Below are 11,486 nucleotides of genomic sequence, written 5' to 3'. Positions count from 1 at the left end.
TCGTCACCCGGGAAGTCGTACGAGGACAGCAGGTCGCGTACTTCCATCTCGACCAGCTCCAGTAGCTCCGGATCATCGACCATGTCGGCCTTGTTCAGGAACACCACGATGTACGGAACACCGACCTGACGCGCCAGCAGGATGTGCTCGCGGGTCTGCGGCATCGGGCCATCGGCCGCCGACACCACCAGGATCGCGCCATCCATCTGCGCCGCACCCGTGATCATGTTCTTCACGTAGTCCGCGTGACCGGGGCAATCAACGTGCGCATAGTGACGAAGGTCGGATTCGTACTCGACGTGCGCGGTCGCAATCGTAATACCGCGGGCCTTCTCTTCCGGCGCGTTGTCGATCTGGTCAAATGCACGGGCTTCACTACCGTACTTCTTGCCCAGCACCGCCGTCATCGCCGCCGTCAGCGTCGTTTTCCCATGGTCCACATGACCAATCGTACCCACATTCACATGCGGCTTCTTACGCTCGAACTTTTCCTTGGACATCTCTCGCTTCCCCGGATCGTGACGCTAAAACTCAACAGCGACGCAGGTTGTACGCTGACATTAATATGGAGCTCATGACCGGATTCGAACCGGTGACCTCTTCCTTACCAAGGAAGTGCTCTACCGACTGAGCTACATGAGCCGAACTACCGCCAGGGCCTCGCCCGACATCGTGCGGGCCAAATCTGGAGCGGGTGATGGGGATCGAACCCACATCATCAGCTTGGAAGGCTGAGGTTCTACCATTGAACTACACCCGCAGAACCCTGGCTTGCCGCACCACCGTCCGCTTCTGGCCGCTGGCTTGAAAAACCCGATGGTGGAGGGAGGAGGATTCGAACCTCCGAAGGCTGAGCCAGCAGATTTACAGTCTGCCCCCGTTGACCGCTTGGGTATCCCTCCTCGATCAAGCCGCGTATTCTGAACCAGCGCGAAGCACAGCGTCAAGCACCCGCTGAATTACCCCTCAAGGGGGGCGAACAACAGCCTTGTCATTTGCAGGGTTGATTCCTATGATCGGAGCTCAGCAAGGGGCTCTCGCTGCCTGGCAGCGCGTTTCCCTTCCGCCGCGGACGCACGTAGAGTGTGGCCCATCACTAGGTTTGTATACGCAGAGGCCCATGGCGAATACCACTACGGCACCGCGGCTACCCGGGCTGGCGAAGCGCCTGGTCGAGGCCGGCCTGATCGCGGAGGACATCGCCTCCCAGCTGGTCGAGGAAGCCCAGTCCCAGCAGACGCCGCTGATGACCCTGCTGGCCAGCAAGGGCCAGGTGGCGGAAGCCCGCCTGGTCGAGGCTGCCGCCGAGGAGTTCGGACTCCCGGTATTCGACCTGGGGAGCTTCGATGCGGAACTGCTGCCCAAGGATCACCTCAACGAGAAGCTGATCCAGAAGCACCACGCCCTGCCACTGATGGCACGCGGCAATCGCCTCTACATCGGCGTCTCCGACCCGACCAACCTGGGCGCCACCGACGAGTTCAAGTTCGCCACCGGCATGCCCGTCGAGGCCGTCCTGGTCGAGCCACACAAGCTCGACCGCCTGATCGACACGGCACTGAGTGCCACTTCGTCCCTGATGGACGACCTTGGCGACGACGGCCTCGACGGGCTGGCGATCGAATCCGGCGGGGAGGATGACAAGGATCCCTCCGACACCGCCGAGGGCGCAGATGACGCCCCGGTGGTGCGCTTCGTCAACAAGGTCCTGATGGACGCCATCAATCGCAAGGCGTCGGATATCCATCTCGAGCCCTTCGAGAAGGACTTCCGCGTGCGCTTCCGCATTGACGGAGTGCTGCACGAGGTCGCCCACCCACCCAATTCCCTGGCGCCGCGCATCACTGCGCGCGTCAAGGTGATGTCGCGCATGGACATCGCCGAACGCCGCGTGCCGCAGGACGGGCGCATCAAGCTGAAGCTGTCGCGCACCCGCGCGATCGATTTTCGTGTCTCGTCCCTGCCGACGCTTTACGGCGAGAAGATCGTGATGCGCATCCTCGATCCCAGCAGCGCGGCGATGGGCATCGATCAGCTGGGGTACGAGGAACATCAGAAGGAAGCCTACCTCAAGGCGCTCAGCCGCCCGTACGGCATGATCCTGGTCACTGGCCCCACCGGGTCGGGGAAGACCGTGTCGCTGTACACCGGGCTCGGCATCCTGAACACCGCCGACCGCAACATCTCCACTGCGGAAGACCCGTCGGAAATCAATATGCCCGGGGTCAACCAGGTCAACATCAACCCGAAGGTGGGTCTGACCTTTGCCAGCGCGCTGCGCGCGTTCCTGCGCCAGGACCCGGACGTGATCATGGTTGGCGAAATCCGCGACCTGGAAACCGCCGAGATCTCCATCAAGGCGGCCCAGACCGGTCACCTTGTGCTTTCCACGCTGCATACCAACGACGCCCCGCAGACGCTCACCCGTCTGGCCAACATGGGCGTGCCACCGTACAACATCGCCTCCTCGATCCTGCTGATCATTGCCCAGCGGCTGGCGCGGCGGTTGTGCCCGAACTGCAAGGAACCGGAAAAGCTCCCGGAAGAGGCGCTGCGCAAGGAAGGCTTTACCGACGCCGACATCCAGACCGGTGTGGTCTCCTATCGCGCGGTGGGCTGCGACCAATGCACCAACGGCTACAAGGGCCGGCTGGGGATCTACCAGGTCATGCCCATCAGCGACGACATGCAGCGCGGCATCCTGGAGGGTTACAACTCCATGCAGCTCGCGGAACAAGCGGAAAAGGAAGGCATCGAGGACCTGCGACGCGCCGGCCTCGTGAAAGTAATGGCGGGGCTGACCAGCCTCGAGGAAGTCAATCGCGTGACCAAGGACTAGTGCCGCAACCGGCACGGGTCACCAGCTACAGGGGGACAGGGGGATGGCCGACTCCGGGACGATCTACACCTGGGAAGGACTGAACAAGAACGGCGCCCGGATCAAGGGCGAGACTCCGGCCGACAACGAGGCCACGGCCCGTGCCGAGCTGCGCAAGAATGGCATCAACGTCATCAAGATCCGCAAGAAGCCAAAGTCGCTTCTCTCCGGCGGAAAGAAGAAGGTCGTCCCCGCGGACATCGCCTACTTCCTGCGCCAGATGACCACGATGCTGGAGTCCGGCGTGCCACTGGTGCAGGCCTTCGAGATCGTCGGCCGCGGGAACGAGAAGCCCGCGATGCGCGATCTGGTCCTGAAACTGAAGGCAGACGTCGAGGGCGGCGAGACGTTTGCCCAGGCCCTGTCCAAGCACCCGAGACATTTCGACGACCTGGTCACCAATCTGGTCGAGGCCGGCGAGCAGGCGGGGACACTCGAGACCCTGCTGGACAAGGTCGCCACCTACAAGGAAAAGACCGAGGCCCTGAAGGGCAAGATCAAGAAGGCCCTGTTCTATCCGGCCGCGGTGGTCGTGGTGGCCATCGTGGTGACCGCGATCCTGCTGATCTACGTGGTCCCGCAGTTCGAGGCCTTGTTTACCGGCTTCGGTGCCGACCTCCCCGTATTCACCCGCATGGTGGTCGACCTCTCGGAGTTCACCCAGAGCTGGTGGTGGGCCATCCTCGGGGTCATGGTCGCCATCGGGTTCGTCTTCGTTCAGGCCCGGCGGCGGCTGCCACGCTTCGCCCGTTTCCTCGACATCATGGTCCTCAAGGCCCCGGCTTTTGGCCCGATCCTGCGCAAGGCCGCCATCGCCCGCTTTGCGCGAACGCTGTCGACCATGTTCTCCGCCGGGGTCCCGCTGGTGGATGCCCTGACCTCGGTCTCCGGCGCCACCGGCAACGCCGTCTACCGAGAAGCCACTCTGCGCATGCGCGACGAGACCGAGGCCGGCGGCCAATTGCAGTGGTCCATGCGCAATACCGCCGTGTTCCCCAACATGGTGGTGCAGATGGTCGCGATTGGCGAGGAGTCCGGCTCGCTGGATTCAATGCTGTCGAAAGTCGCGGATTTCTACGAGGAAGAGGTCGACAACGCCGTGGACAGCCTGTCCAGCCTGCTGGAACCGCTGATCATGGTGGTCCTCGGCGTGCTGGTCGGCGGCCTGGTCATCGCCATGTACCTGCCCATCTTCCAGATGGGTCAGGTGATCTAGGGGATGCTGGCCGAGATCGGAGCCCAACTGGGCGGCTGGGCACTGCCGGTTGCCGGGGTGTTCGGGCTGCTGATCGGCAGCTTCCTGAACGTGGTGATCGCGCGCCTCCCGGTGATGCTGGAACGCGAGTGGGAGACCGAGGCGCGCGCGATCCTCGAGCACGCGCCGAACGACGAGCGCGAGCGATTCGACCTGATCCGCCCGCGCTCGCGCTGCCCGCAATGCCAGCGCCCGATCCGGGCGCTGGAAAATGTGCCCGTTCTCAGCTTCCTGTTCCTGCGCGGTCGCTGCCCCGGGTGTGGCACCCGCATCAGCTGGCAGTATCCCGCAGTGGAGGCACTCACCGCGCTGCTCTTCGTGGTAACGGTCTGGCACCTGGGCCCTGGTAGCGCCGGGCTGCTGGCGCTGGTCTTCACGGCCGTACTGATCGCCGCCTCCGGGATCGATGCCCGTACGACGCTACTCCCCGATCAGCTCACCCTGCCGCTTTTGTGGCTCGGGCTGCTGGTCAACATCCCCGGTACCTTCACCGACCTGCAATCCGCCGTGATCGGTGCTGCGGCCGGTTACCTGACCTTGTGGCTGATCTTCCACGGCTTCCGCCTGCTGACCGGCAAGGAGGGCATGGGCTTCGGTGACTTCAAACTGCTGGCGGCGCTGGGCGCGTGGCTCGGCTGGCAGGCGCTGCCGATCATCCTGCTACTGGCCTCACTGGTCGGCGCGGTGGTCGGGATCGCGCTGATCCTGCTGCGCGGGCGCGATCGCAACATCCCGATCCCGTTCGGACCCTTTCTCGCCGCCGCCGGGTGGCTCGCCCTGATCTGGGGCGACGAGCTGCTGGCCCTCTACTTCCCGCAAGGGTTTTAGGCGAACGTCATGCTGCGGGTCGGACTCACCGGGGGGATCGGCTGCGGCAAGAGTCGCGTTGCAGGGCTCTTCGCCAGCCTCGGGGCACCGGTACTGGATGCCGACACCCTGAACCGCGAACTCCAGACGCCGGGACACGATCTCTACGCGGCCATCGTGGACCGCTTTGGCCCCGGCATACTCGATGCCCGTGGCCACCTGGACCGCGGCGCCTTGCGCACCCGGATCTTTACCGACCCGGCCGAACGCCAGGCCCTGGAGGCACTGGTTCACCCGGCGGTGGAGGCCGCTATCGAACAACGCCTGGCCGCGCTACCAGAGACCACACCCTATGCCGTGATCGTGGTGCCCCTGCTGTTCGAGGCCGGCTGGGAGGCGCGTTTCGATCACGTCATCGTGGTCCATTGCGAGCCCGGCGAACAGATCGCACGCGTGACCCAGCGGGATGGCCGCAGCAGCGCCGAGGTGGAGGCCATCCTCGAGGTCCAGATGAACCCGGACGAGCGCCGCCGACGCGGGGACAGCGAGATCCTCAATACCGAACAGATGTCCGATGCCGAACTGGCGAACCAGGTAGCAGAACGCGACACTGCCCTGCGCGAGCTGGCCACCACCATCCGCTCGCGGGTGGAAAACCGCCCCCCGAATAGCTGATACTGCGGAAATTCCTGGACCAGCATGCGCCTCCAGTCCTCCTGCCCAACGGGTCCGTCGTGAGCCAATCCCTGACCTTTGAACAACCGCTGCATGAACGTGTACGCCTCCTGCTGCGGCTGGAGGCCCTGAACGCACGCTTCGGGGATGCACTGGAGTCCGGGCGGGCCTTCGATCATCACGAGGCCCTGGTCTCGCTGGTGGACATCTATGCCCTGGTCACCCGGGTAGACATCAAGCGCGAACTGATGGGCGAGATCGAGCGCCAGACGGTCAACCTGACCCGACTGGCCAACCAGCCGGGCATCGATGCCGATCGCTTTCGCGAGACCATGGATGCACAGAAGCGGCTGCACGATGCCCTGGAGGAACAGGCCGGCGCGCTCGATCACCGCGTGCGCGGCAGCGAGTTTTTCTCCAGCGTGCGCCAGCGCATGGCCCTGCCCGGCGGGGCGTTCGACTTCGACCTGCCGATCTACCACTACTGGCTGGCCCAGCCGAACCAGGCGCGCACCGAACTTCTGCTGGAATGGTTCCAACCGCTGAACACCGTGGCCGAGGCGACCGCCCAGGTACTGCGCTACATGCGCCACTCGGGCAACGCGGAGCCGGTGACGGCCGAGGACGGGTACTTCGAGCGCAATCTCGATACCGCCCACGCGTGGCAACTGATCCGGGTGACGATAGACCCCGCTCTGGGGGTCTACCCGGAAATCAGCGGCGGGCGCCAGCGCTTCACTGTGCGTTTCTTCGCCCCCGGCGATTTCCGCGAACGCCCCGCACCGGCCCATGTCGACGTGCCGTTCCGGCTCTGCTGCTGCGCGATCTGAGGCAGGGCCCTGGGCGCCTGGGAGGCCCGGATTCAGCCCAGCAAGCCCCGAATGGCCGCAATACCCTGCGCCCCGGCCGCCCGCGCCCGGGGCAGGCTGACGGCAGACATCCCGCCGAGCGCATAGACCGGCAGCGCCGCACCCCGCACCCAGTCCGCGAAATGCCCCCAGCCCAGCGCCTCGGCACCGGGATGCGTCGCGGTCGCCTGCACCGGCCCCAGCACCACGAAATCCAGCCCCAGGGCCGCCGCCCGCTCGAGACCGGCACGGTCGTGAACCGAGGCGGCCACCCAGCCAGCGGACGCCGGACGCGCATCCAGCTCGCGCCAACGCCGCTCGGGCAGATGCAACCCCACCCGCGGAAAATCCGCCAGCCAATCCGGTGGCGCATTCGCCAGGACCGGGATGCCCAGGGCATCGGCGGGCCCTGTGATCGCCGCGAGAAAGTCGCAATAGTCGACCCGGCCCAAGTCCGGCGCACGCACCTGAACCATGTCAGCCTGGCCCGCACGCAGGGCCTGGGTTACTCGGCCGGCGATGGCAGCGGCCTGCGCGGCGTCGTCCGGTGACGGTGTGATCAGATAACGCTCGGGCAGGCGCAAGACGTTGAGCATCGCGCGATTCGCCGCCGGGAAATCTGCGGGGTCCAGGTCCACCGGGACACGCCACGCCATAGGCTGGGCCTCGCGGCCACGGGGCGCACCCGACCAGGCCGTGACGCGGAACACATGCAGACGAACCGCGCGCTCCCCATAATCGTGCTCGATCGTCAGACACTGCACCGCCGAATCGACGCCGATGCCAAGCTCCTCGTCGAGTTCGCGCTGCAGGGCCACCGTGGGGGATTCGCCGCTCTCGACCTTGCCCCCGGGAAACTCCCACAGCCCGGCCAGGTGTTGTGCGTCCCTGCGACGCGTAACCAGCACGCGACCCTGGTTGTCGCGGATCAGTCCGATCGCGACCTCGACCGGAGGGGAAGACGCCGGCTCAGGACCGGTATTCGGCATTGATGCGCACGTACTCGTGGGAGAAGTCGCAGGTGTACTTGCGCGTCCGTGCGTCACCCCGGCCCAGATCGATCCGGATGTGGATCTCCTCGGCGTCGAAGGCACGCTGGCCGGCGGCCTCGGCGTATTCCGGGGCACGCCCGCCGTCGCGGACAATCTCGACGTCATTCACACGGATCGCCACGCGCTCGATCTCCAGATCCGGCACCCCGGCGCGCCCCACGGCGGCGAGGATGCGGCCCCAATTGGGATCGGAGGCGAACAGCGCAGTCTTGACCAGCGGGGACAGCGCGACGGTCTCGGCGACCTGCGCCGCCTCCTCACGCGACCGCGCACCCACCACCTCGACGGTCACGAACTTGGTGGCACCCTCGCCATCCCGGACGATCGCCTGGGCCAGCTCCAGGCAGACCGCGTCCAGAGCCGCGGCAAAGGCGACCCGGTCGTCCGCTGTGACGAGCCCCGCCCCACTCGCGCCACTGGCCATCACCGCCACGGCGTCGTTTGTGGAGGTATCCCCGTCCACGGTGATCGCGTTGAAGCTGTCGCGATTGGCCTCGCGCAGCAGACCGTCCAGCGCCTGCGCCTCGATGGCAAGGTCGGTCCCGATAAACGCCAGCATGGTCGCCATGTCGGGGTGGATCATCCCCGAACCCTTGGCGATACCGGTCAGGGTCACCTCGCCCTGCGACAGTGCGACCCGACGGCTGACACCCTTGAGCACGGTGTCAGTGGTCATGATCGCGCGTCCCGCCTGCATCCAGGCATTGGGCGCCAGGCCCGCGTGCAGCACGGGCAGCGCCGCGATGATGCGTTCCACCGGCAGCGGCTCGCCAATCACCCCGGTGGAAAATGGCAGGACTGCCTCCGCCGGGCCGCCCGTAACCGCGGCCAGGGCCTCGCAGCAGGCGCGCGCGGCGGCGAGCCCGGGCTCGCCGGTCCCGGCATTGGCATTACCGGCGTTGATCAGCAGCCAGCGTGCCCCGCCCGCTGCCTGGTGCTCCGCGGCAACCACGACCGGCGCGGCGCGAAAGGCATTGTTGGTATAAAGCGCCGCAACGGTCGCATCGGGGCCGGCATCGATCAATACCAGATCGTCGCGCCCGGGATAGCGAATCCCTGCCGCGACCGCGGCCACGCGAATCCCCGGTACCGGTTGCAGCGCCTCCGGGGCGGTCAGTCCTACGGCCATGGGCTCAGTGTCTCCCTACAGCTTGCCGTGGCAGTGCTTGAACTTCTTGCCCGAGCCACACCAGCAGGGCTCGTTGCGGCCCAGCTTGGGCTCGTCGCGTCGGTAGGGGGCCTCGCCGCTCGCAACCGGTTCGCGCGGCTCGGCGTCGCCTTCGGCTCCAGCCTTCAGGGGGCTGTCGGGATTCTGGTGCTGGAACTGCAGATCATCCTCGGCGGGGGCCGCCTTCTTCGGCTGCAATGCCTCGACCTCCTCCGGTGAGCGCAATTGCATGCGCAGCAGGAATTTCACCACGTCGTGCTTGATGCGTTCCAGCAGGGACTGGAACATCGCGAAGGCTTCCTTCTTGTACTCCTGCTTCGGATTGCGCTGGGCGTAGCCGCGCAGCCCGATGCCCTGGCGCAGGTAGTCCATCGCCGCCAGGTGTTCCTTCCACTGGCTGTCCAGGACCTGCAGCATCACGTCGCGCTGCAGGCGGTTCATGGTCTCGTCACCCAGCTGCTCGCGCTTCCGGGTCAGCAGCGCGCGGGCATGCCCGATGATCCGCTCGCGCAACGGCTCCTCGTGCAGGTCGTCCTCGTCGTCCAGCCACTGCTGGACCGGAAGGTCGAGCCCGAACTCGCCGTTCAGGGCCTGCTGCAGGCCCTGGATGTCCCATTCGTCCTCGATCGATCCCGGCGGCATGTACGGGTTGATCAGGGCGTTGACCACATCCTCCACCAAGGTGTCGATGGTTTCGCTGATGTCCTCGGTGGTCAGCAATTCGGCACGCTGGTCGTAGATCACCCGGCGCTGATCATTGGCGACGTCGTCGTATTCCAGCAGCTGCTTGCGGATATCGAAGTTATGCGCCTCGACCTTGCGCTGCGCGTTCTCGATGGCGCGCGAGACCCAGGCGTTCTCGATCGCCTCGCCCTCCTTCATGCCCAGGCGTTGCATCAGGCTGCGCACACGCTCGGATGCAAACACCCGCATCAGGTTGTCTTCCAGCGACAGGAAGAAGCGGCTGGAGCCCGCGTCACCCTGGCGGCCGGAGCGCCCGCGCAACTGGTTGTCGATCCGCCGCGACTCATGGCGTTCGGAGCCAATGATGTGCAGACCACCGGCCTCGATCACCGTGTCATGGCGCTCCTGCCAGTCGGTCCGGATCGCCTCCTGCTGGGCAGTGTCGTCCGGGTCGACTTCGGCCAGTTCGGCATCCAGCGCCCCCCCCAGCACGATATCGGTACCACGGCCGGCCATGTTGGTTGCCAGCGTCACCGCCTTCGGGCGCCCCGCCTGGGCGATGATCGCGGCCTCGCGCTCATGCTGCTTGGCGTTCAACACCTCGAACGAGATCCCGGTCTTCTTCAGCGCTTCAGCCAGCCGCTCGGAACTCTCCACCGAGGCCGTCCCCACCAGGACCGGTTGACCGCGATCCACGCACCACTGGATCTCCTTGATGATGGCGGTGTACTTCTCCTCCTGGGTCAGGAAGACCAAGTCCTGCATGTCGTCGCGCACCAGCGGCTTGTTGCCGGGGATCACGACCACTTCCAGGCCATAGATGGTCTGGAACTCGTAGGCCTCGGTATCGGCCGTACCGGTCATGCCTGCGAGCTTCTCGTACAGGCGGAAATAGTTCTGGAAGGTGATCGACGCCAGCGTCTGATTCTCGCGCTGGATCGGAACCCCTTCCTTGGCCTCGATCGCCTGGTGCAGTCCCTCCGACCAGCGCCGGCCACCCATGATGCGGCCGGTAAACTCGTCGATGATCTGGACCTTGTTGTCGCGTACCAGATAGTCGACGTCGCGGTGGAACAGCGCGTGGGCACGCAGGGCCGCATTCAGGTGATGCAGTACCGCGATGCTCGCAGAGTCGTACAGGGTCTGGTACTCCTCCAGCAAGCCGGCCTGGCGCAGGAGTTCCTCGGCCTTCTCGTGACCCTCCTCGCTGAGGAAGACCTGCTTGGCCTTCTCGTCGACGAAGTAGTCACCCTCGCTCTCCTCGTCTTCCTGACGGGTCAGCTGGGCCGGGATGGTGTTCAGCCGCTCGTAGAGCTCGGAGCTGTCGCCGCTGGGGCCGGAGATGATCAGCGGGGTCCGCGCCTCGTCAATGAGGATGGAGTCGACCTCGTCGACCACCGCAAAGTTGAGTGCGCGCTGCACGCGCTGATCGGCCGAGAAGGCCATGTTGTCGCGCAGATAGTCGAAGCCGAACTCGTTGTTCGTGCCGTAGGTAATATCGGCGGCATAGGCCTCGCGCCGGGTCGCCGGACGCATCTGATCGAACCCGCCTTCTTCTGCGTGATACTCCGGGTCAAAGAGATAGGAGGCGGAATCCACCCCCAGACCGCCGGAGCTATTGACCACGCCGACCGTCAGACCCAATGCGTGGTAGAGCCGCCCCATCCAGGCCGCATCGCGGCGGGCCAGGTAGTCGTTCACCGTCACCACATGCACGCCGTCGCCGGCCAATGCATTGAGATAGGCAGGCAGGGTCGCGACCAGGGTCTTGCCCTCACCGGTGCGCATCTCGGCAATGCGACCGTCGTTGAGAACCATACCGCCGATCAACTGGACGTCGAAGTGGCGCAGCCCCAGGACCTGGGCACTCATCGCGCGACAGACCGCGAAGGCCTCCGGCAGGAGCTTCTCCAGATTCTCGCCCTCGCCCAGGCGGCGCTGGAATTCCTGTGTCTTGTGACGCAGCTCGTCCTGCGACAACGCCTCGGTGGAGTCGGCCAGGGCATTGATGCGCTCCACCGCGCGGGTGTAGCGCTTGAGGATGCGATCGTTGCGACTACCGAAAATCTTCTGTACGAGCTGCTTGACCATGGGGATCCGAAAGGGTTGGCTGAAACCC

9 protein-coding genes and 3 tRNA genes are annotated in these 11,486 nt (G+C 65.5%); 5 read left to right on the top strand and 7 right to left on the bottom strand.

All coding sequences use genetic code 11. The features are described 5' to 3' along the window. From G315_RS0104970 to G315_RS0104955, 4 genes are all read right to left on the bottom strand, one after another. Window positions 1–500: GTP-binding protein (locus G315_RS0104970; RefSeq protein WP_019612033.1), on the bottom strand; the 500-nt coding region annotated here is incomplete at its 3' end. Window positions 501–566: 66 nt separating this feature from the next. Next, window positions 567–642, bottom strand: a tRNA-Thr gene (locus G315_RS0104965). A gap of 44 nt (window positions 643–686) precedes the next feature. After that, window positions 687–760: transfer RNA gene (locus G315_RS0104960), tRNA-Gly, on the bottom strand. Between the two features lie 57 nt (window positions 761–817). Then, window positions 818–902, bottom strand: a tRNA-Tyr gene (locus G315_RS0104955). 218 nt (window positions 903–1,120) lie between these two features. Here G315_RS0104955 and pilB point away from each other — a divergent pair. The 5 genes from pilB to zapD are packed head-to-tail and all read left to right on the top strand — an operon-like array spanning window position 1,121 to window position 6,445. Beyond that, window positions 1,121–2,839 (top strand): type IV-A pilus assembly ATPase PilB, encoded by a 1,719-nt coding sequence (gene pilB, locus G315_RS0104950; RefSeq protein WP_018144449.1) that lies wholly within the window; start codon window positions 1,121–1,123, stop codon window positions 2,837–2,839. A 43-nt stretch (window positions 2,840–2,882) separates the two neighbouring features. Further along, window positions 2,883–4,094, top strand: coding sequence for a type II secretion system F family protein (locus G315_RS0104945; RefSeq protein WP_018144450.1), 1,212 nt, complete (start codon window positions 2,883–2,885; stop codon window positions 4,092–4,094). A 3-nt stretch (window positions 4,095–4,097) separates the two neighbouring features. Continuing rightward, window positions 4,098–4,961, top strand: coding sequence for an A24 family peptidase (locus tag G315_RS0104940; protein WP_018144451.1), 864 nt, complete (start codon window positions 4,098–4,100; stop codon window positions 4,959–4,961). Between the two features lie 9 nt (window positions 4,962–4,970). Beyond that, window positions 4,971–5,615 (top strand): dephospho-CoA kinase, encoded by a 645-nt coding sequence (gene coaE / locus G315_RS0104935; protein WP_018144452.1) that lies wholly within the window; start codon window positions 4,971–4,973, stop codon window positions 5,613–5,615. 59 nt (window positions 5,616–5,674) lie between these two features. Further along, window positions 5,675–6,445, top strand: a complete 771-nt coding sequence (zapD, locus tag G315_RS0104930; RefSeq protein WP_018144453.1) for a cell division protein ZapD — start codon at window positions 5,675–5,677, stop codon at window positions 6,443–6,445. Between the two features lie 32 nt (window positions 6,446–6,477). Here the strand turns inward: zapD and G315_RS0104925 are convergent, their stop codons facing one another. From G315_RS0104925 to secA, 3 genes are read right to left on the bottom strand one after another with little or no spacing between them, the layout of a single operon-like run. Further along, window positions 6,478–7,452: a Nudix family hydrolase gene (locus G315_RS0104925; RefSeq protein ID WP_018144454.1), complete on the bottom strand. Its 975-nt coding sequence runs from the start codon at window positions 7,450–7,452 to the stop codon at window positions 6,478–6,480. Further along, window positions 7,433–8,644 carry a bifunctional glutamate N-acetyltransferase/amino-acid acetyltransferase ArgJ gene (gene argJ / locus G315_RS0104920; RefSeq protein ID WP_018144455.1) on the bottom strand — a complete coding sequence of 404 codons (1,212 nt, stop codon included), beginning with the start codon at window positions 8,642–8,644 and terminating at the stop codon, window positions 7,433–7,435. Before argJ ends, G315_RS0104925 begins: the two co-directional genes overlap by 20 nt. Window positions 8,645–8,659: 15 nt before the next feature. After that, entirely contained in the window at window positions 8,660–11,458 is a 2,799-nt protein-coding gene (secA, locus tag G315_RS0104915) for a preprotein translocase subunit SecA (protein ID WP_019612032.1), read from the bottom strand. Window positions 11,459–11,486 lie beyond the last annotated feature (28 nt).

Source organism: Thioalkalivibrio sp. AKL7 (genome assembly GCF_000381705.1).
In the GTDB taxonomy this organism is placed as follows: Bacteria; Pseudomonadota; Gammaproteobacteria; order Ectothiorhodospirales; family Ectothiorhodospiraceae; genus Thioalkalivibrio; species Thioalkalivibrio versutus.
Note: the sequence above shows the minus strand (reverse complement) of the source record. Positions and strands in the feature narration are given on the sequence as shown.

Bases quoted from the DNA above. Each gene is read 5' to 3' on its own strand.
- argJ (WP_018144455.1), bottom strand. From the start codon at position 8,644: ATGGCCGTAGGACTGACCGCCCCGGAGGCGCTGCAACCGGTACCGGGG.
- coaE (WP_018144452.1), top strand. From the start codon at position 4,971: ATGCTGCGGGTCGGACTCACCGGGGGGATCGGCTGCGGCAAGAGTCGC.
- G315_RS0104945 (WP_018144450.1), top strand. From the start codon at position 2,883: ATGGCCGACTCCGGGACGATCTACACCTGGGAAGGACTGAACAAGAAC.
- pilB (WP_018144449.1), top strand. From the start codon at position 1,121: ATGGCGAATACCACTACGGCACCGCGGCTACCCGGGCTGGCGAAGCGC.
- G315_RS0104925 (WP_018144454.1), bottom strand. From the start codon at position 7,452: ATGCCGAATACCGGTCCTGAGCCGGCGTCTTCCCCTCCGGTCGAGGTC.
- secA (WP_019612032.1), bottom strand. From the start codon at position 11,458: ATGGTCAAGCAGCTCGTACAGAAGATTTTCGGTAGTCGCAACGATCGC.
- G315_RS0104940 (WP_018144451.1), top strand. From the start codon at position 4,098: ATGCTGGCCGAGATCGGAGCCCAACTGGGCGGCTGGGCACTGCCGGTT.